This window comes from Microcoleus sp. PH2017_08_TRC_O_A (assembly GCF_020738665.1).
Lineage (GTDB): Bacteria > Cyanobacteriota > Cyanobacteriia > Cyanobacteriales > Microcoleaceae > Microcoleus.
In genome coordinates, this window is the sequence record NZ_JAEQCE010000007.1 from 1 (window position 1) to 24,524 (window position 24,524).

General features: G+C 47.1%; 17 protein-coding genes. 7 read left to right on the forward strand and 10 right to left on the reverse strand.

From position 1 onward, the window contains the following. Positions 1 to 259 precede the first annotated feature (259 nt). Together sat and JGK22_RS03545 are read left to right on the forward strand one after the other, a co-directional pair. Complete coding sequence (gene sat / locus JGK22_RS03540; RefSeq protein WP_293204815.1) at positions 260 to 1,441, forward strand: sulfate adenylyltransferase; 1,182 nt, start codon at positions 260 to 262, stop codon at positions 1,439 to 1,441. Between the two features lie 526 nt (positions 1,442 to 1,967). Beyond that, entirely contained in the window at positions 1,968 to 4,166 is a 2,199-nt protein-coding gene (locus JGK22_RS03545; protein ID WP_293312346.1) for a caspase family protein, read from the forward strand. Between the two features lie 178 nt (positions 4,167 to 4,344). Here the strand turns inward: JGK22_RS03545 and JGK22_RS03550 are convergent, their stop codons facing one another. The 3 genes from JGK22_RS03550 to JGK22_RS03560 all read right to left on the reverse strand — a co-directional run bounded on the left by JGK22_RS03550 (position 4,345) and on the right by JGK22_RS03560 (position 7,083). Next, complete coding sequence (locus JGK22_RS03550) at positions 4,345 to 4,905, reverse strand: Uma2 family endonuclease (protein WP_293312348.1); 561 nt, start codon at positions 4,903 to 4,905, stop codon at positions 4,345 to 4,347. A gap of 582 nt (positions 4,906 to 5,487) precedes the next feature. Next, a complete protein-coding gene (locus JGK22_RS03555) occupies positions 5,488 to 6,786 on the reverse strand; it encodes a valine--pyruvate transaminase (protein WP_293216172.1) in 1,299 nt (432 codons plus the stop codon). 84 nt (positions 6,787 to 6,870) lie between these two features. Then, a complete protein-coding gene (locus tag JGK22_RS03560) occupies positions 6,871 to 7,083 on the reverse strand; it encodes a hypothetical protein (RefSeq protein ID WP_293204809.1) in 213 nt (70 codons plus the stop codon). Positions 7,084 to 7,497: 414 nt separating this feature from the next. Here JGK22_RS03560 and JGK22_RS03565 point away from each other — a divergent pair, with 414 nt between their 5' ends. After that, positions 7,498 to 8,331 carry a Tab2/Atab2 family RNA-binding protein gene (locus JGK22_RS03565; protein WP_293183443.1) on the forward strand — a complete coding sequence of 278 codons (834 nt, stop codon included), beginning with the start codon at positions 7,498 to 7,500 and terminating at the stop codon, positions 8,329 to 8,331. A 549-nt stretch (positions 8,332 to 8,880) separates the two neighbouring features. Here the strand turns inward: JGK22_RS03565 and JGK22_RS03570 are convergent. Next, positions 8,881 to 9,087, reverse strand: a complete 207-nt coding sequence (locus JGK22_RS03570) for a hypothetical protein (protein ID WP_293149903.1) — start codon at positions 9,085 to 9,087, stop codon at positions 8,881 to 8,883. Positions 9,088 to 9,294: 207 nt separating this feature from the next. On the opposite strand from JGK22_RS03570, the gene JGK22_RS03575 reads away from it, so the two are divergent. Continuing rightward, positions 9,295 to 10,167: an S-methyl-5'-thioadenosine phosphorylase gene (locus tag JGK22_RS03575; protein WP_293189903.1), complete on the forward strand. Its 873-nt coding sequence runs from the start codon at positions 9,295 to 9,297 to the stop codon at positions 10,165 to 10,167. A 314-nt stretch (positions 10,168 to 10,481) separates the two neighbouring features. Here the strand turns inward: JGK22_RS03575 and JGK22_RS03580 are convergent, their stop codons facing one another. Next, positions 10,482 to 11,708 carry a tetratricopeptide repeat protein gene (locus tag JGK22_RS03580; RefSeq protein ID WP_293183447.1) on the reverse strand — a complete coding sequence of 409 codons (1,227 nt, stop codon included), beginning with the start codon at positions 11,706 to 11,708 and terminating at the stop codon, positions 10,482 to 10,484. Between the two features lie 76 nt (positions 11,709 to 11,784). Here JGK22_RS03580 and JGK22_RS03585 point away from each other — a divergent pair, with 76 nt between their 5' ends. Next, on the forward strand, positions 11,785 to 12,273 hold the full coding sequence (locus tag JGK22_RS03585) for a WbuC family cupin fold metalloprotein (protein ID WP_293204807.1): 489 nt from the start codon (positions 11,785 to 11,787) through the stop codon (positions 12,271 to 12,273). Between the two features lie 196 nt (positions 12,274 to 12,469). On the opposite strand, the gene JGK22_RS03590 is transcribed toward JGK22_RS03585, so the two are convergent. The 4 genes from JGK22_RS03590 to JGK22_RS03605 form a co-directional block, all read right to left on the reverse strand. Next, on the reverse strand, positions 12,470 to 12,955 hold the full coding sequence (locus JGK22_RS03590; RefSeq protein WP_293189911.1) for a hypothetical protein: 486 nt from the start codon (positions 12,953 to 12,955) through the stop codon (positions 12,470 to 12,472). Between the two features lie 260 nt (positions 12,956 to 13,215). Further along, the gene (locus JGK22_RS03595) at positions 13,216 to 15,000 is read right to left on the reverse strand and encodes a PAS domain-containing sensor histidine kinase (RefSeq protein WP_293189913.1); all 1,785 of its coding nucleotides are present in this window, start codon (positions 14,998 to 15,000) and stop codon (positions 13,216 to 13,218) included. 353 nt (positions 15,001 to 15,353) lie between these two features. Next, positions 15,354 to 18,449: an MASE1 domain-containing protein gene (locus tag JGK22_RS03600; RefSeq protein WP_293312350.1), complete on the reverse strand. Its 3,096-nt coding sequence runs from the start codon at positions 18,447 to 18,449 to the stop codon at positions 15,354 to 15,356. Positions 18,450 to 18,738: 289 nt separating this feature from the next. Continuing rightward, on the reverse strand, positions 18,739 to 20,370 hold the full coding sequence (locus tag JGK22_RS03605) for a serine/threonine-protein kinase (protein WP_293149884.1): 1,632 nt from the start codon (positions 20,368 to 20,370) through the stop codon (positions 18,739 to 18,741). Positions 20,371 to 20,907: 537 nt separating this feature from the next. Here JGK22_RS03605 and pheT point away from each other — a divergent pair. Further along, positions 20,908 to 23,373, forward strand: a complete 2,466-nt coding sequence (gene pheT / locus JGK22_RS03610) for a phenylalanine--tRNA ligase subunit beta (protein WP_293312352.1) — start codon at positions 20,908 to 20,910, stop codon at positions 23,371 to 23,373. A 136-nt stretch (positions 23,374 to 23,509) separates the two neighbouring features. On the opposite strand, the gene JGK22_RS03615 is transcribed toward pheT, so the two are convergent. Continuing rightward, a complete protein-coding gene (locus JGK22_RS03615; RefSeq protein WP_293196498.1) occupies positions 23,510 to 24,082 on the reverse strand; it encodes a Uma2 family endonuclease in 573 nt (190 codons plus the stop codon). Between the two features lie 164 nt (positions 24,083 to 24,246). Between JGK22_RS03615 and JGK22_RS03620 the strand changes: the two genes are divergently transcribed. Further along, positions 24,247 to 24,516, forward strand: a complete 270-nt coding sequence (locus JGK22_RS03620; protein ID WP_293204799.1) for a YciI family protein — start codon at positions 24,247 to 24,249, stop codon at positions 24,514 to 24,516. Positions 24,517 to 24,524 lie beyond the last annotated feature (8 nt).

The following is a 24,524-nucleotide window of genomic DNA, read 5'->3' on the forward strand; positions in this document are numbered from 1 at the left end:
CGGGCTAGAAGCCCATCCCACAAAAATCTTTTTTCTTGTGGGATGGGCTTCTAGCCCGTCCCAAAATTTGGTTAAAAGGATTTTTGCAAGAGGTCTAATTAAAATTGTAAGTTATTTAATTCTCATTCCTTAAAGAATCGCAGCCCCGCCTTCATCAGCATTCTGCAAAACTCCAGAAAAATTAAAAAATAATGTAGATTTACGGCCTGGCCTTGGTAGTATGTACTCTGGCAGATAAAACCAACAACTTCAAATCGACATGAGCCAGCATTCAGACCGCATTGCCCCTCACGGCGGCATCCTGGTCAACCGCATTGCGACACTAGACCAAAGACAGGAATTTTTTGACAAAGCAGAGTCCCTGCCGCGAGTCCAGCTTTCGGATCGATCGATCTCTGACTTGCAAATGATCGCGATCGGCGCCTTCAGTCCTCTCAAAGGGTTCATGGTAGAAGCTGATTATCGATCGGTAGTCAAAGAAATGCGCCTCTCCAACGGCCTCCCCTGGTCGATTCCCATCACCCTTTCAGTCAGCGAAGCAGTCGCCGACACCCTCACAGAAGGCACCTTAGTCCGCCTCGACTCCCCGGCTGGCGAATTTGCCGGTATCTTGGAACTCGCAGAAAAATACCGCTACAGCAAAGAAGAAGAAGCCCTCAACGTCTACCGTACCGACGATCTCAAACACCCGGGCGTCCAAGTAGTAGACCAATCCGGGCCAGTGAACCTCGCAGGCGAAGTTTGGCTGCTGGAACGCGAACTAGATGCGCGGTTTCCGCAATACCAAATTGACCCGGCGAAATCGAGAATCCTGTTCAAAGAAAAAGGATGGAAAACCATAGTCGGTTTCCAAACCCGAAACCCCATCCACCGGGCCCACGAATACATCCAAAAATGCGCCTTAGAAACAGTAGACGGATTATTTTTGCACCCGCTAGTCGGGACAACTAAAGATGATGATATCCCTGCTGACGTGCGGATGCGCTGCTACGAAATTCTGCTAGATAAATACTATCCAAAAGATCGCGTAATCTTGGCAATTAATCCGGCGGCGATGCGCTACGCCGGCCCCAGAGAAGCAATTTTTCACGCTTTAATTCGCAAAAACTACGGCTGCACTCACTTTATTGTCGGGCGCGATCATGCTGGAGTTGGCGATTATTACGGCACCTTCGACGCCCAACACATTTTTGACGAGTTCGAGCCTTCTGAATTGGGAATTGTGCCGATGAAATTCGAGCACGCTTTCTATTGCAAGGTGACGGAACAAATGGGTACAACTAAAACAAGTCCCAGCACTCCGGAACAGCGGGTGCATTTGTCGGGAACCAAAGTGCGCGAGATGCTGCGCGCTGGAAAATTGCCACCACCGCAGTTTTCTCGACCCGAAGTCGCCGCCGAATTGGCGAAGGCTATGAATATTTTTAGTTACGAGATTTAAGTCTTGAACTTTGGTATTGGTGGCATTCTGAATAGTTTTGAGTTGGGGGTTTTGAGTTTTAAATTGTAAAATTTAAGCTTGAAACTCAAAAGTTAAAACTTAGAAGTTATGGGATCATCTCAGTTTTGCATTTAATAGTGCTGTCCCCGCTCGCGTATCGTAATAATACGCGAGCGGGGACAGCACTATAAGAAAAAAATGCTTTTTACAAAAATGAGATGCTCCCGAAGTTATAGCCTTTCGAGATCTCATATGAGGTACGACTGGGAATAGGGAATAGGCCTGCGCCGGCAAAACCCGCAAAACCGGGCATTAGGGCATACCTCACTTTTTTGAGAACCGCTATATCTTAAGAATTAACAGTCAGCATCTACTGGATTCCAGGGTTTTGAGATTTGCGACGCATCCTACTAATGTTGTATAAGTTTTCAGAATTGGTATAAGTCACAATCTAATGAAAGCCCCTAAAATTAGAGAGGGGTATTTAACTTGAAATTCAAAACATAAAATTCAAAACTCTTTAAAAATGGGACTCAAGCGGCGGGAATTTTTGCAGCAAGCTGGCCGGGTGCTGGCCGCCATCGGAATCAGCGAGGCTGGATGGTTGCGGTTGGGATCGCGCTACTTGGAAGCTTTAGCCCAGCCAACAGCGCGTAAATTGGCTTTGTTGGTGGGGGTTGACCAATATCCAGATTCGCCCCTACACGGCTGTGTGACGGATGTGGAATTGCAGCGGGAATTGCTGGTATATCGGTTTGGGTTTGCGCCGTCGGATATTCTGACTTTGACTGATGCTGGCGCTACCAGGGACAATATCGAGACGGCTTTTGTAACTCATTTGAGGGAACAAGCAAAACCGGGTGATGTGGTGGTTTTTCACTTTAGCGGCTGCGGTAGTCGAGTTAGTTTTGGAGACTCTCCGGCAAAAATGCAAAACAGTTTAGTACCTGCTGATGACGTGGTACCGCTGTTAGAAAATCGATCGGTCAACGATATTTTAGAGGAAACGGTGTTGCAGTTGGTACGATCGCTCGCCACAGAAAATACGATCGCCATCCTCGACACCAGTCACACCTATCCGGGTTTCCTCAAAAACGGCAACTTTCGCATCCGTTCTCGTCCGCGCCCCACCATCGGGCAGCCAAGCCTCGCAGAATTAACGTTTGCCGAAGGTCTCCATGCAGGCAAAAACAATGGTTCTGCGATCGCCCTGCTGAGTGCGGCCGCTAATTCTCAAATCGCCGGGGAACAAGAGTGGAACGGATTTACTGCGGGTTTGTTTACCTACGCCCTCACCCAAAGTCTGTGGTTAGCGACTCCGGCTAGCAGTTTCAGCGTCAGTTTTAGTCGGGCGGCGGGCACAGTCGAGCAAATAGCGGGATTATCGCAGCAACCGCAAATTCGCCCTGACAATTTAACAACCGCACCGGCGCTGAATTTTGCCACAAGTTTAATGTTAAATTCCGCTGCTGCTGATGGGGCTGTGACGGCGGTGGAAGATGGCGGCAAAACGGTGCAGTTGTGGCTGGGCGGGTTGTCGGCTGGGGTTTTGGAGTGCTGCGAGGGTTCGGTGTTTGCGGTGGATGAAAAAGAGGGCGATTCCCTAGAGGATAGCAACTATACTTCACGACTATTGCTGCGATCGCGCACCGGTTTGTCTGCAAAAGCTCAAATTTTAGATAAGCTCGATCGTACAAAAGGGCAATTAACAGCCGGCGATTTGGTGAGGGAAGAAATTCGGGTATTGCCGCGAAACATCGGTTTAACAGTAGCTTTAGACTCTGGTTTGGAACGAATCGAGCGGGTGGATGCTACCAGTGCTTTCGCGACAGTGCCGCAAGTTTCAGCCGTAGGGAGCGAGCAACCGGCTGACTTTCGGTTCGGGAGAGTCTCTGAAACCATTGTAGCTCAGACTCCTGCGGCTTACGAGCCTGCTTTGTATCAAGGCCGCTACGGTTTGTTTTCTGTCAGCCAAATGCTGATTCCCGACACTCAGGGCGACGGGGGAGAAGCCGTTAAGGTGGCGGTACAGCGGTTGATTCCGCAGTTGAAAGCTTTACAGGCGGGGAAGTTGCTGCGGCTGACTGTCAATGAGACATCTTCGCGGCTGAAGGTGCGGGCGGTTTTGGCAACTCTAGCGCCGCAAGCCCGGGTGATGGTGCAGCGGGAGTCGGTGCGGGCGAGTGATGATTATCGGTTGGAACCCCTGAGCGCTCCAAGCGAGAAATCGAGTAACTTGGGTATACTAAGTTTGCCGATCGGCAGCCGAATTCAATATAGATTATATAACGAGAGCGATCGCCCGGTTTATGCTGCGGTGTTTTCCTCGGATACCGCTGGACGGTTGTTGGCGATGAATTATCAGGCTGAAAGTGATGCTGGTGCGATGTCAATGGCGATCGCCCCTGGGGATAATTTGAGCGTGCCAGCGGCTGGGGCTTTGGGCTTGGCGGTGTCTGGGGCTGTGGGTTTGGCGGAAACCTTGATTATAGTTAGTGAGAATTCGTTCGATCGCACTTTGGCTGCAATAGCAGCGGAAATGCAGCAAACAAGGGATACTTTGCCGGTGATGTTGTTGAATCCTTTAAATGTGGCGCGGGCTGTGTTGGAAGATTTGCACGTGGCTAGTATTCCGGGCGTGCAGAAACTGGGGATATCGACGGATGATTTGGCTTTGGATGTGAATGTTTGGGCGACTTTAAGTTTTGTTTATCGGGTAGTTTAATTTTGGGAATGGGTAATTGGGAATGGGTAATTGGGAATGCTTGCTGCGGGAGCATCTCATTGTTGCAAAAAATATTTTTTATTGTAGTGCGAGCGTCCTCGCTCGCGAGGTGTATAATACTCGCGAGCGAGGACGCTCGCACTATAAATGAAAAACTGAGATGCTCCCCTTGCTGCAACTATCCGAGTACGAAGTCGATATTCACTTCCCAATCAGGAAATGCTAGAGGCGAAACTTGTTGACCGCGCCAAAACTTTTGGATTAAACTGTAACCGTTGGGTGTTGGCTGGCGGTATACTTCTAAGCATTGTGCTTCTAAATCTACTAGCCAAACCTCTGCAATTTGCGATCGCGCGTAAATGGGAACTTTCACATCTCGATCGTAATCTACCGTACTATCAGATACTTCTATCAACAGCAAAACTTCTGATGGTGTAGGATGTGCCGTTGAATAATAATCAGCACGGGGTTGTAGGAATACTACATCAGGTTGAGGTTCAGTGCGATCGGTCAACTGAACAGGATTTTGGATAGCAATAATCGCTCTTGTTTCGGGAATTGCAGCCGAGAGTCTGTTGAGGCGGTTGACACATCCGGCGTGGCGAGTTCCAATTGCGGCCATTTGTACAAGTTCTCCTTCGATCAATTCTACGCGATCGCCCTGGGGAAAAATACCAGCTTTACCCATTAAATGATATTCTTCTACGGTGAGCAATCTTTTGATTAATTGCACTGCCATAACTACCGTGCCTCTAATTATATTTATTAAATTGTAGTCGATCGAAGGAAGAAGGAAGGAAGAAGGAAGAAGGAAGAAGGCGCTTCTGGTTTAATATCAAATCCACTCTTCATCCTCCTGTATTAATCTCTCTATTCTCTCTCTGTGTCCTCTGCGCCCTAGTAAGGTTAAATCATTCCGATGCAACCATAAACGATATATAGCGGTTCTCAAAAAAGTAAGGTACGTTGTTGGGCTTGGGCCCTCTGAGAGTAGTGATTATATACTAAGCGAGGTGGCATCAAAAACTCCATTTACATTCATCATCTTTCTGATAAATGCTATAACTGGTTCGTTCTAGTAACGAGTACAAAGAAGACGGGCGGTAAAAACCGCCGTGTCATCTAATAACAAATTAAGATATAGCCTTTCTCAAAAAGATGAGGTATGACTGACAGCTTATATAACCACTGAAACCAAGAGGGCTGAAGCCCAACAACGTACCTCATCTGTCTGAGAACCGCTATATGACTGACAGCTTACATAACCGCTTAAACTAAGAGGGCTGAAGCCCAACAACGTACCTCATCTGTCTGACAACTGCTATTGATAAACTTTTTCTACCAGTTGAGCCAAACGTTTCATCGCAGTTTCAATCTCATCATTTGTCGCAGTCAAACTAATTCGCAAACACTCGTGCTTGTGCTGCCAATCTTCCCGCAAACCGGGGAAGAAAGAACTTCCCGGTACCACAATCACGCCGACTTTTTTCAATTCTTGATACATTTCCCAATCAGTCATTGGCAAATCTTTGAGCCACAACCAGGCAAAGATTGCTCCTTCGCCTCGGTGCAAGAACCATGGCAAATCCTTCGGCATTGCGTGTTCTAGCGTGCTTTCAACTACTGCAAATTTGCTTTGATAGTACGGGCGAATTACGTTGAGGGAAATGTCGGCTAGGGCGCCGGACTTAATGGCCCTAGCTGCGATCGCCTGTCCGTATCTCGGCGAGTGAATGCACATATTGGTCTGAAAAGATTCTAATATTTGAATAATTCCTTCATCGCCGATCGCAATTCCGATTCTTTCACCCGGTAATCCGGCCTTCGACAAACTCATGCAGTGGACGATATTGCCGCCGAAAATCGGCTTCATTTCGGTAAAGTTCAAGGCGGGGAAGGGAGGCCCGTAGGCGGAATCGACTAACACCGGCACGTCGAAAGCGGCTGCTAAATTGGCTATTTTCTGCACTTCGTCGTCGGTGAGGACGTTGCCGGTGGGGTTGCAGGGACGGGAAAAGATGACGCAACCGCTGGTTTCATCAATGGAAAGTTGGCTGAAATCCGGGCGATATTTGAATCGGTGGGCGGCTGCATCAATATCTAGCGTGGGTTTGCAGGCGATGACTGCTTCGGGAATTAGGCTGACGCCGCCGTAACCGGTGTAGTCTGGGCTTAACGGAAGGACGATCGACTTTAGGTTGCGGATTTGAGATTTCGGATCGGAAGTGTCGGCGACTGGTGTGGTGTAGCCTCCGAAAGCGTTGGCTGCGTAGAAGTAGATTGATTGACTTCCGGGAGTAATTAGGATGTTGCGATCGGTCAAATTGAGGTTGTAACGCTGGTTAAAATCGGCCAATACTGCATCGATAAACGGCTGATAACCTTGGCTGGAACCGTAGCGACAAACGACTTCGCCGTATTCGGGACTCGATAAAAGTTCCGCAGTGCAATCGCGCCACAATTGCTCGACTTCCGGCAAAATCACCGGATTTCCGGCGCTCAAATTGATAAATTCCTGCCCGTGGCCGGCTCTGAGTGTTTCTATAATATCTTTCATAATTGCCCGAACTCCTGTGAGTTGGGACATTTGAGTGCCAAATTGAGTGAGGGCAGGGTTCATGATGCGGCGACGATGATAGAGGTTGATAGTTTATTTATGATAGCTTTTGTGCGATCGGCTCAAAACTTATGTATCGATCGCGTATTATGTCATTGCGAGGAACGAAGCATAAGCCCTAGCCCTTTCAGGGCGGCTTCGCCAACGGGCAGGCTTCGCCAACGCAGCATCTGTTTTTGATGGGTTTTGCGTAGGATTGAGGGCGTGGTTTGGTTCGATCGCGCGATCGAACAATATTTTTTGCTTAGTTTCCGTGAACCGGTAGCTGTTAAAATAGGGGTATGAAATTTTTTGGCTCAAACTCATGTTCCGCAAGGATTTGATGCCCCTCTTCTGAAAAAACGATTCACGGAAAGTCTGGAAGCTTTACAGGATAACGTTTTGGAGTGAGTATGAAAAATTGGGGATTGACAAGCCGAAGGCTAGAATGGTACTTTAGTTTTAGATTCACGGAACTGCACCTTGAAAACCAAATACAGCAAGGCTTCTGGAGCGGGCCGCCGGAAAACCCATAAATCCCTATCAGGGATTGAAACGCATCAAGATTGGTGGGAGCCTCATCCTAATATCTACGCCGGAAAACCCATATTTCCCTGTCTAGGGCTTGAAACGGCGGTAAAACGTAAGCCCCCGCGAGAAAACCGCAAAATCCCGATCGCGAATCCAAACCAGATTAAAATAATCGAGTCAACTTGACTTGATTTTTTAATTCCCATGCGTATTTGGCAAGCCGATTTCTACCGCCGCCCTCTCCGAGACGAAACCGGCAAACCATTGTGGGAACTCCTCATCTGCGACTCCGCACAAACATTTCAATTTAGCGCCCTTTGCCGGCAGTCGGAAGCCAACTCCCATTGGCTAGCCGCCCAATTCCAGCAAGTTCAAACCCAGAAATTGCCCGACATCATCCAAGTATTTAGACCTCAATCTCTCAGTTTAATCGAAGCAGCGGGCAAAGTTTTGGGCGTCAAAGTAGAAGCAACTCGGCGCACCGCCGCCCTCAAAACCCTGCTGCAACAACGCGATCGAGAATATTCCAGTCTGCCTAATTATACTAATGAAGCTTATCGGGCGATCGACCTAGAAACTCCTCCACCCATCCCCCTACCCGAAAATCTCTGGGGCGATACCTGGCGTTTTGCATCCCTATCGGCGGGCGACATCCTAGAAGCCATCCAAGGGCGTCCCATCCCCATCTTAGAAATGCCCGAATTGCTATTACCCCTGAACTTGGGTTTAGCCTCAACAGTACCCGTACCCGGAGTAGTAATTGACGGCGGGCGACAGTCAATGCGCCTAGCTAGATGGCTTCAGGAAGCCAAACCCTTCGCCTTGAACTATATCGCCGGAGCTCCCGACGGATTGATATTGGAAGCTGGATTAGCCGATCGATGGGTTGTCGCCACCTTTGAAGATAGCGAAGTAAAAGCCGCCGCCGAAACTTACCAACAGCGCAAACAATCGAGTAAAGGATTGCATTTTCTCTTAGTCCAGCCCGATGATAGCGGCATGACTTATACAGGCTTTTGGCTGCTAAATTTTAATTAATAATACCAATCCTAAATCTTTAAGGTACGTTGTTGGGCTTCAGCCCTCTTTAGATATATAGATAAAGAGCGCTGAAGCGCAACAACGTACCTTTTTCTATTGACAATAAATTTTTGAGAAACAAACCAAACATTTATTGTGTAGCAATCTTTTTCCAAAAATCGTATTAAATGCGGTACAGCTTACAAGCATGAAAAAAATTTGCTAAGCACCAAATTTTGTGGTGCCGAGCAAAACAGAGGTTGTTTCCTCAAATCTTGTCGGTGCGTCGCTACGAGATTTTGAATCTTTTTTAGGGATTATTCATAGCGACACACCCTACAAACACTTTTGGCTGCTAAATTTTAACTCGCAATAGTTAATGCCGAATCCTGGACATCCGCAGCCAGTAAAACTTTAACAAAACGATCGCCCTTTCTAGCTGCGGACAAATGAAACTATCCGAGATTATCTTATTTTTTATTTCAAAATTCGATCGCCAAAATCAGATGATCTCCCGAAAATAACTGCCAGCAGATACAGACTGAAGCACCCTTTTTAAAAGTCTATCTATTCCACAACCAGAATCAATCCATCTTGGATGCCCTGATGCACTCGGTTAATCTGACACCGATCCTTTTCGTTGAGACGGTTTGTCGAAAGCATTGCAGACTTCAGCAGCCGCCTGTCGAGAGGCGTAATTTGGCGGAAAGCAAAGATTCGTTGGACGATCGCCTCGATCGCGATCTTAGGTACGCTAGCAGAACTGACTGTCATTTTTTTAACACCCTGAAAATAGATAACAGAACCCTGTACCTTTATTTTTAAAGATTTTGTAAAGATACATTGTGATTAAGATCATACATATCTTGTGACAAAACAGTGTATAAACGATCGCAATCGCTATAAAAATTAAATTATTTTAACGCAAACTTAACAATAGCTCGATAGAATCAATGTTGTAAAACTGAGGCAGAGGGTAAAATGGCACAGGCAAAAATCGGCATTATCGGCGGCAGCGGTTTGTATAAAATGGAAGCCCTCAAGGATGTTGAAGAGGTAAAAATCGATACACCTTTTGGCGCGCCATCTGATGCAGCCATTGTGGGAACCTTAGACGGTACGCCCGTTGCATTTTTGGCCAGACACGGCCGCAATCACACTTATTTGCCCTCGGAAGTCCCCTATCGGGCAAATATCTATGCCATGAAGAGTCTAGGAGTTGAGTATTTAATCTCAGCGTCGGCGGTTGGTTCCCTAAAAACAGAGGCCAAACCTTTAGATATGGTAGTGCCAGATCAGTTTATCGATCGCACAAAAAATCGAGCTTCTACATTTTTCGGAGAAGGAATAGTCGGTCACATCACCTTCGGCGATCCGATTTGCGGCGAATTGGCTAAAGTGTTGGTAAGCGCGATCGAATCCTTGAACCTCGCCGACGTTTCCCTGCATCGCGGCGGCACCTACGTCTGCATGGAAGGCCCCGCATTTTCCACCAAAGCAGAATCAAATCTTTACCGCAGTTGGGATGCGACAGTCATCGGGATGACAAATTTACCCGAAGCAAAATTAGCCAGAGAAGCAGAGATTGCCTACGCAACTTTAGCATTAGTTACCGATTACGACTGCTGGCATGAAGAACATGACAGCGTAACAGTAGAAATGGTAATCGCCAACTTGCACCGCAATGCGGAAAATGCCCAAAAAGTAATTCAAGAAACTGTGCGGAGGCTAACCGAAAATCCCCCTGTTTCTGAGGCACATTCCGCTTTGAAATATGCAATTCTGACTCCACTGGACAAAGTACCTCCCGCAACTAAGGAGAAAATGGGTTTGCTATTGCAGAAATATTTGTAGGGGATAGGGAATAGGGCATCGGGCATGGGGCATCGGGCATCGGGCATCGGGCATCGGTTATTAGTTATTAGTTATTAGTTATTAGTTATTAGTTAATTGCTAACAATTACCAATTTCTAAATTCCTAATGCCCAATCCCCTGGGAAGGCCGATGCCCTGGGAAGGCCAATGCTTTTCGGCCCTGGGAAGGCCAATGCTTTTCGGCCCTGGGAAGGCCTTCTTCCCAATGCCCAATGCCCAATGCCCTGCGCGGGGCAATGCCCAATGCCCAATGCCCAATGCCCAATGCCCAATGCCCAATGCCCAATGCCCAATTAACCGATCAACTGTTTAAACGCATCATGTTCGCGAAGTTTTTCTAAATCAACTTCAGTTTTTGCCAACTCTTTGCACAAATTCGGATTGAGATTCAGGGCGCGCTTTAAATTTTCAATTGCTAAATCAATTTTACCTTGGAGCGCATAACATCGGGCTTTATTGTACCATATTCTGTAAAAATCAGGTCGAATTTTAGCAGCATTGTCGTAGGACTCGATCGCCGCTTCGTACTTTTGCAATTTGGACAGTGCCACGCCTCGATTGTTCCAAGCGTCAGTATAATCTTTTTTGACTTGTAGGGCTTGATTGTACGAAATTACTGCTTGTTCGTATTCCTGCATTTTGGAAAAGGCAACGCCTCGGTTGTTCCAAGCGTCGGCGTAATCGGGTTTGGCTTGGATGGCTTGTTCGTAACAGCCGATCGCCTCCGGGTACTTCTGCAACTCCAACAATACCACGCCTCGGTTGTTCCAAGCGTCGGGATAGGTCGGGCGAATTGTGGTAGCTTGTTCGTAGGATGCGATCGCCTCGGGATACCGCTGCATTCGAGTCAGCACAACTCCCCGATTGTTCCAAGTATCGGCTAAATCCGGCTGAATTTGCAGTGCTTGATTGTAAGCTGCGATCGCATCTTCATAGCGATTTTCAAAGAAACAAGCATCTCCCTGTTTGGCATAGTCGGCCGCCGTCAATAACTGTTGATAATTGCCGTAGTTAACCGGAGCAAATTCTTGAATTTGGGCATCCGGTAATAACAAATCTGTTTCTACATCTGCTGGGTGATTTTGGTATTGAATTTCACCTAAGATACTTTCAGCATCGGAAATTAATAGTTTTAATTGAGAGATGGTATCGTAGTGGAGACTTTCGATTTCTTGGCGAGCAATTGTTGTCTGCTTGGACAATTTGCCCAACAAAAACCAAACAATGACTCCGGCTGCTGTCGGAAACAAAGTTAAGGCAATTACCAACCCATTTAGCAGCAGGCCCGTGCGCCCAAAAGCAATGTCCACTTCTTCTTGAACTCGATCGCGAATTTCGTCTTTGAGTTGCTGCTGGGGCAATTCCTGCTGAATTAACAGTCCCCCAGCCTTCGCTTGGGATGCAGAAACCTTACTGGTACAGAGTAAAATAATCAAAAGGGCGATCGGGCTAATACTTGTTCTAAAAATACTTGACAAACGCATTGCCTTAGTGATACGCACCTGATTTGCGATTTTCATATGTCAAGAAATGCTGGTAAAGATGATCTCAGCCTAGCCGATTTGTTCAAAAACTATTAAATACAGGATATCTGTTGTGCAGCCTTCTCCGATTAAGTGTTTGACGCAAGAATTGCTAGACGAAGTTGCAGCTTCCTCTCGCAGCAATCCCCGCGGGCGACAAAACTACAATTTCCACGATTTGTCAGAAAAGGTGCAGCGGTTTGTCAACGTGCTGCAAATGGGTACTTACGTGCGCCCTCACCGACACCTGCGCCCGCCGGAAGTTAACGGTTTTGAGTTTTTTGTCGTGATTCAAGGAGAAGTGGGTATTCTGATTTTGAACGAACATGGTCAAATTTTGCGATCGTTCCGAGTTAGCGCTATCGGGCCCACTCGCGCTGTGGAACTTCCAGAGGGCACTATTCACACGTTGGTAGCTTTGGTTGTGGATACTGTGATTTTGGAGTTCAAGGAAGGGCCCTATGAGGTGGCGGCGGATAAAGACTTTTTGCCCGATTTTCCGGCTGAGGGTACTGAGGCGGCGCGGGAATTAGTCGGGATTTGGGAAGCGGAATTTAAATAAGAAGGAAGAAGGAAGAAGGAAGAAGGAAGAAGGAAGAAGGAAGAAAATTAAGGGTTTCAGCAATTAAGAACGTACTAATTCTTGATCGCAGTTGCCCAATGCCCAATGCCCCATGCCCCATGCCCCATGCCCAATGCCCCATGCCCAATGCCCAATGCCCAATGCCCAATGCCGAATGCCCAATGCCCCATGACTACTAACTAATGAATCTAATTGTTGTCATCCGATTGTATAAATCTGGGGCGGTGCGAATGATTTTTCTGAGAAGTTCATCTGTTACCCAAAAGACGATGGGAAAGGAAAACTTTTTGCTGAACTCGCTGCATACTAGATTGGTAGAACTTAGCAATCGATCGATCGACTCCACTGACTCCAAACCGAGGATCATTAAAGCTGGAGGCTTTGCGCCGTCTACTTCTGTGGCGATTGTCGTGTAGAGAGATGTCGCCGATTTTGGCACAAACAGTTGCTGCGGTTTCTGGGTGCAAGTTGCTTGGAGGCGATCGACTATTTGCTGCCGCAAAGCCAGGGAGTTGCAGTGGACTAAAACGAAAGAAAAGTAACCTTGGGAAAGACGGATTGCCCGAATTAAAGTTGAGAACGACCGCTCGTTATATTTGGCTGAGTCGTACCTCGCTGGATCGTTTTGATCTGTATTTTCTGAGCAGTTCTCGGCAAACATAAATTGCAGTTCTGTTCTCTAGTTTTAGGGATTTTCTAGATTAAATAATTTTTATAAATAAAATATGAAGATCGAACAAAAAAAATTGGAAAATGTTCCGGCGATCTTACCACTGCTTGAAATTAACATCAATAGTGCGATCGACAGATTTTTCTGCACCCGAGCTAAACGGATATAATACAATCAAACCCAACAATGAAATGTATTTAAAAATACAAAAAAATTATCCCCGCTCAAATGTAGTTAAAAATACAAAAAAATCATCGGCTATTTTCAGCTAGGGGCAAAGTAAACCAAAAAATTGCCCCTTTACCGTGACTGCTAATTACCCCAATTTGCCCGCCGTGAGCGCCAATAATTTGCCTGCACAGGTATAAGCCCAAACCCAAACCGACGGAGTGTCTGGATTGATTGCCCCTAACGTAAAGGTCAAAAAGATGTTCGCACTGTTCCGGCAATATTCCCACTCCGTCATCTTCAACGGTACAGTAAATCATACTTGGGGAATGGGGAATTGGGAATTGGGAATGGGGCATTGGTAATTTATCGATATCTGGTTTCGATTCACTTTGATTTATGATATTTTTTCCCCTAGGGATTACTTTAGCAAAAATTTTCAAATTTAGTCCGGGAAGATTGTGTTTCAAAGCATTAGAAATTAAATTAGAGAAAACGCGCCACAACTGAGTATAGTCAGCATTCACTGCGGGCAAATCATCTGGCACTAAATTTGTAAAAGTAGCTTGAGCATCATTGATTAAAGGCTCCAAATCAGCCGCCGAAGCTTTCACTAGCGCTCTCAAATCTACTCCTGTGCAGTGCAGAACCAAACCGCGCAATTCCCCAGCATGAACTTCCAACAGCGAATTTATTAACCGCAATTGCTGCTCGCTACCTTGAATCATCCGCTCCAAAACAGAACGGGGAATTGCGATCGAATCCCCCGTTTTTGTCTTCCAATTTTTCAGCACCATTAACATTCCCGCTACCGGATTTCGCAAGTCGTGTGAAAGAGCGTGAATAAACAGCCGCTGCGATTCTTGGGCCTGTTTGCGCTGCGTGATATCCTCAATTAAACCCTCATAATAAAGCACGGAGCCGCTGCTATCCCGTACCACCCGCGCTTTCTCCGATATCCAGACAATACTGCCGTCTGAGCGATAAATTTGCGACTCAAAATCCGATACTGTGTTGCTTTGCTCGATCGATCGCAAAAACTGATTTCTGCGTACAGGATCGACATACAACTGTCGCTCAATATCAGTAAACTTTGCCGTCACTTCTTCGGGGGAATCGCAGCCGTAAATCCGCGCCAAAGCTGGATTAGCCGTAATGTAGCGCCCCTCGGGAGTGCTTTGAAAAATTCCCTCGCCGGCATTCTCAAAAATGCTGCGGTACTTCGCTTCAGCCACTTCCAACTGCTGGTAAGCAGATTCCAACTCGCGCCTGGTACTAAACTCTTTCCGTTGCAGGCATTCGTACCAATAAACCGACAAATCGCAGATCAAACAAAACCAAAACAAATATAAGTAAAACCCGCTCAGCCGAAAAGTAGTATACTTAGCAAAACTTAGATTTAAAATTAAATTTATGCCAACGTGGCAGAACAAAACGCCGAGCTGAGAAATCAGGTGAAGGCGCCAGCGGACGGGCATCAGTGTCGCTTGAGTGAGAAACGCTAAACTCCAAGTTAAAAGTGGTAAGTCTCCGATTTTTGCTGCGGCTAATCCAAGCTGTACAACGACTGTTAACGACCACGAAAAACCCAAAAATAGTAAACCGGGATAGCGTTTTCCGATCGAGGTTTTTTGCAACACCAAACAAGTCAGCAAGCCAAATTGTATAGCAGCGCTAGTGTACAAATAAACAATTTTAAATTCCCGGGGAGCGAAGATTGCTTCGCCCAGAAGATAGACAATTATTGTGAAGGCAAAAAAGATGGCAATTCGGACAGCAGGGCTCAGCCGATCTCGCAGGAAGCGATCGCGCCACACCTCGTAAACCGTTAACGCCTGAACTGATTTTTCATGGCCAGGATAAAACATACGATTTTGGATTTTGGATTTTGGATTTTGGATTGAAGAATTGAAGACTGAATAATTGAATAATTGAAGATTTAATAATTGGGTTAATAGCGATTGTCTGAGTTGAATCAGCCCTCATATGATGTCCAGTCGATTGACCGCGATAAAATAGGTTCGTAGTGTGGACTTTAGTCCGCTCTTTTTGCGGACTAAAGTCCACACTACGAACCGTTTTTGTTATGGTAATCGCTCGGACATCATATCAAACGGATACAAGCGCCCGACTGTTGTCGTGGAGAAATTAAAATTTTAGACTAAGAGTTAAACCTCCCACATTCATCTGTGAAGTAAATTAAAAATCTAAAATCTAAAATCTAAAATCGACTGACAGTCGGTAGCGAAAACCAGAAAGTCGAGCCACCTCCGGGAGTGGTTTCGACGCCGATGAAGCCGCCGTGAGCTTTGATAATTTGCTTGGAGAGGTAAAGCCCCAAACCCAGCCCTGTTAATTGTCGGCTATTGGGGTCTTGAACGTAAAGTTCAAACAGAGATTCCCGCTGTCTAGCGCTGATTCCGACTCCATTGTCTGTTACAGTGCAGCGAACCATTTTTACGGTGACATCGGGGAATTTGCCACCTGTATTCCCAATTTGACCCTGATAGCGGGGCAGTTGGCAACTGCCGTCGAGGTGAAATTTGGCCCGGGTTTCTTGATTTTTTGGGGTGTCGAACATCCCCGTGCGATCGCCCGCAGCAGATGACAGGTTAGGGATACAGCGGGCGACGAAATTATTTCGGGACGTGAAAACCTGTGCATTTTCTGCAAAAATTAGTGCTTTTTCTACTTCAATTACCTCGGCTTTAAAAGTTATATTGACTCCCGGATGATTGTGCTTGATAGCATTGGTTAGGAGATTTTCCAGAACTCGCTGCAAGTGTTTGCTGTCGGCATTGACTTGTGGCAAATCTGCGGGTATTTCCAAAGTCAAAGTTGCTTGATTTTTTGCCAGCATTGGTTCTAACTCAGCAACAATTGCGGAAGTTAAAGACTGCAAATGCAGCGGTACTGTATTTAGGACAATACCTTGAACTTCGCTAGCGTGAGCGTCGAGTAAGGCATTAACCATTCTCAACTGGTGTTCGCTAGCTTCAACGATCCGCTTCAAGATCGATCGAGAAACCGCAATATGCTCTAGAGAGTCAGAGGCCGATTTGTTGAGCAAATTTTTCAGCAGGATTAACATTCCCATAACTGGAGTGCGGAGATTGTGAGAAACTGCGTGCAAAAATAAATCTTTGAGGCGGTTGCTTTCTTGCAGTTCGTGCATTTTTTGCTGCAATTGGCGGGTGCGTTCCTCCACTTGAGATTCCAAGTTGGCATTGAGATCTTTTACTTGCTGCAAAAGTTGGGCTGAAGAGAGGGCGATCGCGACTTGGGTAGCCAGTTTTTCTAACAAATCAATTTCAAATTCTTGCCACTGGCGGGGCCCAGAACACTGGTTGACGGCCAAGATCCCGAACAATTCTTCCCCGAGGAAGATCGGCACAGTTAAGGTCGCCCGAATTTGATAGTCGCTGTACAATTTGGCAATGATGTTGCTGACTTGCACCGTAGCAGTATCGGAGACTACTCGGACGAGGTTGTTAGCATAAAAAGCTTTCTGCTTTTCGATAAAACTTTCGTCAGCGAGCACCCATCCTATAAGAGAAGGACATTCCACAGCGACAGACTCAGCAACAACTTTGCCGCGCGCCGGGCTAGCCAAATTTGCCCCGCCTCCGTCCATAATACCGATGAACACCCGGTCTGCCTTGAAAAATTGCCGGACTTCGGCAACAGTAGTGTTGAGAATTGCTTCGAGATCGAGGGAGTGGCGAATTCTCAGGGCCATTTCTGAGAGCAACCGATCGCGCTCCGAGGATGTTCGCAAAGCCGCTTCTGTGCGGTGGCGATCGGTAACGTCTTGGACTGTGGCGGCGATGACGTTAGAATTAATTGCCGACTGTTCGCAGACAGTGCGCTCAGAGCCGTCGGCGAGTACAATTCGATAGTTAATGCAATAGGATTTGCGCTCAAATATCGCTTGACATTGCGATCGCGCCACCAATTCTCTATCATCTGGATGTACCGCCTGCAAAAAAACTTCTGGTGTTGGTTTCACAGTTCCCGGAGCCAAACCCAAGAGGCGATAAAGTTCATCCGACCACCGCAATTCGATATTGGATATATGATGTGCTGCGGCTTCTGCACAGTTTGTAGTTGTGGCGACGGCGGCGCAATTTAAATCCCAATTGCCCAATTGAGCGATGCGCTGAGCGTTAGCTAAACTAGCGTGAGCGTCGCGCAACATGGCCGCGGTTCGGTGTACCTCAACCAGAGCTTGCTGGCGTTCAGCGACAGCAGCAGCCAACATCAGGGCGACAATGGCGATCGTAGCAGTAAAAGCTTGTAAAAATAAAACCGCCTGTTGCAAATTTTCGCTTTTGACCAGAAACGGGCCGCCTCCCTGCACAGCTCCCAAAATCGCGATGCAAGAGACGATCGAATAAGCAAAAATTGCTCCCTGCTGTTGAAACCGCAGGGCAGCCCAAACTATGAAAGGAAAAGGCAAATATTCCAGCGGATAAAGAGCACTCGCCCCCTTTGTTTTACAACAAAAAACTAGCCAACTCACGCTCAACAGCAGAACAAATAAAATGAGTGCTTCTAAATAATCAGAAATTAAAAATATAATATTATAGCGATTTCTGGCTTTATTTGATATAGTTAAATAATGAGCAGTTAGCGATTGATAATTAGCAATTGATGATTCATAATTAGCAACTGGCAATTGGCACTTTAGCCAGTTAAACAATGATAAAAAGTCAGTAATAATCGGAGGATTTATGGGAGATTTAAAACTTTTAATAGCGTGGTGTAAAGTCAGCAACACTGGCGTGACAATTAAAATTCCCATGCCGTCTCCGAGCCACGTAGTCCACCAGTTGCGAGAGAAATTGCTCCACTGAGCCCAACCAAAAAAGCACGTACCCAAGTTGCCGAGTGCAGAACCGAGCAAAGTAGACCCGATGACAGCGCCCGCCACCAAACCCAGAACATCTCGCAGTCGATCGAGCTTAGTACAAAATCCGATCCGCGCGAGCACAGCCTCCCCAGCCAGTGCTTGCAGGGTGACGCTAAAAGCGGATGTCACAATCACGGCGGAGGGTATACCCGCGGCGAAGGTAGAGTTTAACAGTACCGAACCGAGGGCAATTCCCGGCCACATCCGTCGCCCTTGTAGCAGCACTGCCGCCAGAGCAATACCTGCGGGTGGCCACACGGGGGAGGCTTCGGCTTTTACCAGTCCCAGTACGGACGCTGCGAGTTTTCCGGTGACAAAGTAGGCCAGGGCCAGGATGCTGGCGTGCAGAAGGGGACGAGTCCGGCGGTTGAGCAGTTTCATTTTTTGTGCGATCGAATCCTCCATTGCTATTTTTTAATTTAGGCGAATTTGGGCGATCGAGCTTCCTCCAGACGAATCACCTGACTGGGGGAAGGGTTCAACAGTTGACAGTTGACAGTTGACAGTTGACAGTTGACAGTTGGGGGAGAGGGGGAGATTGGGGAAGATTGGAGGAGATTGAGAGAGATTAGGAAAATATTCCTTTTTCCTTCTTCCTTACTTCTTTCCTTCTTACAACTTCGATCGGACTTTCATCCGTTACATCCGTTACATCCGCTACAGAATCCGTTGCCGAACTTCCTTCTTCCTTCTATTAAAATCCAAAACCCCGCTTACCATCGGGCTTAGTAGTCAACCAATTTGTCTTTGCACTTGCGAGTTGTTCCTCAGTAACTGTAGCGTCAGTTAGATTCGCGCCGCACAAATTCGCACCCCGCAAATTCGCCTTGCTCAAATAAGCGCCCGTCAAATCAGCACCTCGAAAATCCGCACCTTCAAAATTAGCAGTGCTGCAATAAGCTTCAGTCAAATTTGCCGATCGCAAATTTGCCTTCACCAACCTCGCGTGGCCCAAATTCGCCCCCGACAAATCCGCTGCTTGCAAATTTGCCTTCACCAACCTAGCCTGATAAAAATTTCCCCCCGCCAACTGCGCTTTTGGCAATTGCAAACCCGACAGTTCGCAGTCAGCAAAATCGCGTTTACCTTTAAAATATGCCGCTCGCAAGCTGTTACTTTCCCACTTTACAACCGCTTTCGTTACCTTTTGTCCTGCTAAATTGCCATTGGACAAGGCCGCAGTTCCGAAAGTTCTGCCAGACTCAGCCAAAGTCCGGGAAACTCTCGGCTGCATCCCTGTATTTCCCGATTGACTGAAGGAAGTTCTAGTGCGGATGCTTTGCTTCGATCGCAAATCTCGATCGTTTTTCATCTGGGGCGAAGGCAACGAAGTAGCATCACTATTAAATATCGTTGGTTCTTCAACCGTGCGGCCACCTGCGTTGAATTGAGTTGTCAAGCCGTTGCAAAGATCTGCGTCTTCAAATTCGCCATTCAGAGCTTTGACGACATCTCCTGTCGATTGAAAGCGATGGCCGACCATGGGCTTGAGCATTTTCTCAAGAATCCGCGCAAAATTTGGGCTCACCTGAACGTGGGGCTGCCAAACAATTTCGCCAGTTACCGCATCAAAATCTAAATCTTTGGGAGACTTTGCTGTCAGCAAATACAAACAAGTCATGCCCAAGGCGTAGATGTCGCTGGCAAATATCGGCCGCAGCGCCATTTGTTCGGGGGGAGCAAAACTAAACGTACCAACTGAAAATTTCGTGTTGGCGCTTTGGTCGGCGGGGTCTAATAATATTGTTTGGCTAACTTGGTCTTTAACCGCTCCGAAATCAATCAGAACCAAGTGATTGTCTTGAGCGCGGCGAATAATATTTGCGGGTTTAATGTCTCTGTGAATTACTCCTTGGCTGTGGACGTATTGCACTACCGAGAGAATTTCTAATAGAAAATTTTTAACATCTGATTCATTGAAACGCCCTGATTGTTTGACTTCTTGTTTCAAAGTCGAGCCTTTAACATACTCTTGAACTAAGTAAAATTGCTGTTCGGTTTCAAAATAATCTAACAGCCTCGGCACTTGCGGGTGGTCGCCGAGTTGGCCGAGGGTTTTCGCTTCTCGCTTGAATAATTCCCGCGCCATTTCTAAAACTCGCGGCGACGAACTACTGGGTCGGAGTTGCTTGACTACGCAACTCGGTTGACCTGGCAAAGAGATGTCTTTTGCCAGAAATGTAGCTCCAAAACCTCCTTGTCCTAACGGTTCAATGACTTGGTAGCGAGCGCGCAGCAATAACCGCGCACCACAGGTCTGACACTGGAGAATAGAGTCAGGAGGGTTTTGAGGATGTGGACAGCCCGGATTTACGCAGTAGCTCATGTTGATTGAGTTTGCCTATATTTTTCTGATTTTGCTCTGGCGATCGCTCGAGGGCACAAATTCCCTTAAACCGCATCTGCTAGAAATACAGCTCTATCAGTTGCCGGCGGGCCGTGCTGCGGCGTGCGAATTGGAATTGCACCTAAGTCTTTTAGGCCGATATCTTTTCCCTATTTTAATTATCTCGTTGCTGTGAGTTTTTGCGGTAGATTATCCTTGAAGATAGTTTAAAGACTTGCTAAAGTTGTCCTTTTTTGTGTAAAGTCTTTCTAAACTTAGGTGCTTTTTGCGCTGTTAGATGTCTCTAGCATACCTCATTCTCTGATTGAGAATGTTACTCATCCCACAGCAGCCATCGACCGAAAGGGCGATCGCTCGTTTTTGCTGATATCTACCGCAATCGTCTTGACAAATTTTAATTAGTATGGTATGAAAAGTTTTCCCGAATAAATTCTCGGACTGCACAGTCGAAGCCCGCCGGCGTAGACTAATGACGAATAACTACCGATCGCGAACAACTAACTACTGACTCTCATTATGCGTATTTCTCTAAACTGGCTGCGAGAATTGGTGGATGTGACGAGTTCCCCAGAAGAATTAGCCGAAACCCTGACACTGGCAGGATTTGAAGTCGAAGAAATCGAAGACCGGCGTGCATGGGCCGACGGGGTAGTATTGGGCAAAATAGTCGCCTGCGAACAGCATCCCAACGCTGACAAATTGAGAGTTTGTCAAGTCGATGTCGGCAAACCAGAAGCCTTAAATATTGTTTGCGGCGCACCCAATGCGAGGGCGGATATTTATGTACCAGTCGCCGTTGTCGGTACTTTTTTATCGACGATCGATCTGAAAATTAAACCAGCTAAATTGCGGGGTGTTCCTTCGGAAGGAATGATTTGCTCTCTCGCCGAATTGGGCTTGTCTAAAGAATCAGCAGGAATTCATATATTTGAGCTAGAAAATCCCGAATTGGGCAGGGATATTCGCCCGCTTTTAGGTTTAGATGACGTGATTCTAGACTTGACAGCAACTGCTAACCGTGCTGACGCTTTGAGCATGGTGGGCGTAGCGCGGGAAGTGGCCGCACTGACTGGCGCAACTTTGAGAATTCCTGAAGCTGATGGTGTGGCGATTGATGGCAAAGAAAGTCCGAATTTGGCAGTAGAAATATCGGAACTGCAAGGCTGCCCAATTTACATCGGCACGGAAATTTCAGGAGTAAAAATTGCGCCGTCTCCAGCTTGGTTGCAGCAGCGGTTGCAGGCGGCGGGTGTGCGGCCGATTAGTAATGTGGTTGATGTCACTAATTACATTTTACTGGAGTGGGGACAACCGCTGCACGCTTTCGATCGCGATCGCCTGCAATCTTTCACCGGCACTTCTGACATCAGTATCGGCGTGCGCTTTGCCAAACCAGGGGAATCCTTCAAAACCTTGGACGGACAAAACCGCAATCTGCAATCGCAAAATCTGTTAATTACTGCTAGCGACAAACCCGTAGCCTTAGCTGGGGTAATGGGCGGCGAAGACACGGAAGTTCACGAAGGAACCGTAAATTTAGTCTTGGAAGCTGCGATTTTCGACCAAGCAACGATTCGCCGTTCTGCGCGCGCTCAAGGCCTGCGGAGCGAGGCATCGATCCGCTACGAACGGGGGGTGAATCAGGCGGCATTGACGACGGCGTGCGATCGCGCTATTGCCCTAATTTTGGAGTTGGCTGGCGGGACTGCGACGGTGCAAAAAACGGCGAGTTCGGGGGAAGATTTGAGTTTTTTGCGATCGATCGAATTGCGTCTAGATCGCATAAACTTGGTGTTAGGACAGTTAAAAAGAGGAGCAACCGGCGGTTCTCCCTATCTGGAACCGGAGGAAGTAAAAAATATCCTCACAGCCCTGGGCTGCGAAGTGGCTGCGACGGAAAAAGCACGAGTATTTGCGATAACTGTTCCGCCTTACCGCTACCGGGATTTAGAAAGGGAAATTGATTTAATCGAAGAAGTCGCGAGACTCCACGGTTACGACAATTTCTGCGATACTTTACCCAGCGAAACAGAACCCGGTTATCTATCTCCAGAATACGCGCAAATACGGAACGTGCGATCGGCTTTTCGGGCGGCCGGTTTGACAGAATTGATGCACTATTCCTTAGTGAAAACCGAGGGAGACAATCAAGTTGTGCTAGCGAATCCGCTGTTTGTTGAGTATTCGGCTTTGCGGACGGAAATGCTGTCGGGTTCGATCGATGCTTTCCAGTACAATTTGGAGCAAGGAAACGGCGCGCTCAACGGTTTTGAGGTCGGACGCATTTTTTGGAAAGAAGGGGATGCGAAGAAAGAAGCAGACGCCGTAGCGGGGATTATTGGCGGCGACCCGACTGTGTGGAAATGGCAGCAAGGTGGGCGCGATCGACCTTTGACTTGGTTTGAAGCGAAAGGTGTCCTAGAAAGTGTGTTTCAGCAGTTGAGTTTGGCTGTGGAATATGCAAGCGATTCCTCTAATCCACGCCTGCATCCTGGCCGCACAGCCGCGCTATCGTTAAACGGGAAACGGTTGGGAGTTTTCGGACAGCTACACCCGCAATTACAGCAGGAAAAGGGTTTGCCGGAACAGGTTTATGTGTTTCAATTAGATTTAGGCGTGTTGTTGGGTGAGTTAGGTCGATCCTCTACGAGGGCTTCGCTAACGCACAACTCGACTCGCAAATTCGCAGGTTATTCGAGTTTCCCGGCTTCTGACAGAGACATCGCATTTTTCGCGCCGGTGGAAGTTCCGGTAGTTGAGATGCAGGGCGCGATGAAGCAGGCGGCGGGTAGTTTGCTGGATTCCGTGGAACTCTTCGACGAGTATCGCGGCGAAAACGTACCGGCGGGACAACGTAGTTTAGCATTTCGGTTGGTTTATCGATCGGGCGATCGAACACTCAGCGAAAGCGATGTCGAACCAGCCCAACAAAAAGTCCGCGATGTTTTAGTCGAGAAATTCGGCGTTAGTTTGAGAAGCTAATTGTAGGGTGCGTCGCCATGAGATTTTCGATATTTAGTGAGGGATTTTTGATGGCGACACACCCTACGGCTAACTTCCTTCAACCCACGGAGGTGGGTTTTGTTTGTGTAGACGCGGTTTCCAACCGCCGGGAAATTCAATTTGTAACTAAAGGACGCAACATCTCCCGTACACAAAAATAAAAATCAGGAAACTGCAAAAGAGAAATACTCGCATCATCCGCCAGAATCACGCGACTTTGATAACCATCCTGACTCGGTTCTCGAAAAACATGAAGTTGCCGATTATTCACATCCAAAACCCAATAATCAGCAATCCCCGACTCAGCATAAATTTTCGCTTTAATCCCGCAATCCGTTCTCAGCGTAGTATCCGCAACTTCCACAATCAGATAAATTTCCGATGGCGTTGGATGGTGGTCTTCATAGTAAAGTGGATCTGGTATAACTACAGAAATATCCGGTTCAGGTTCCGAGTAATTATCGAGCCGAACAGGGTCTTGCAGTCGCACCAAAACCCTCTCTCCCAAACGGTTTTCCAGTAGCTTCTCTGTTCGTTTTACCGCCGCACCGTGTGCTGTTCCCTTTGCGGCCATCTTTACTATCTGTCCTGCTAGTAATTCTACCCGTTCATCCTCATCAAAAATACCAATTTCCGTCATCCGGTCATATTCTTGAACCGTTAGCAGCCGAAGGTCTAGTAAAGTCATAGTTATCTCCTCCTATTTAACAAACGTCTCTCTTTCTCCCCTCTCTTCCTCAGCGCCCTCAGCACCCTCTGTAGTCAATCAATCTTATCCTAAAAAAAATTATCAAATCCTGCTACACTTATTGTACAATAAATTTCAAATAAATTCATCCAAGGCTCAAAACCGTGACCAAATATGTAATGTGGGGAAGTTACTGCGAAGATGTCCTCGAAAAACGTGCTCCATTTCGAGACGCTCATTTAGCCGGACTTGCCAAACAGAAAGAATCGGGAGTGTTAATTGCGATCGGGCCAACCAAAGATTTAAGCAAAGTTTTTGCAATTTACGAAGCAGAAGATGAGGCGGCTGTGCGACAATTAGTTGAAGCCGATCCTTATTGGGTAAATGGGATTTGGACTGAATACGAAATAAAAGAGTGGATTCAAGCTTTTTGAAGGGGTGC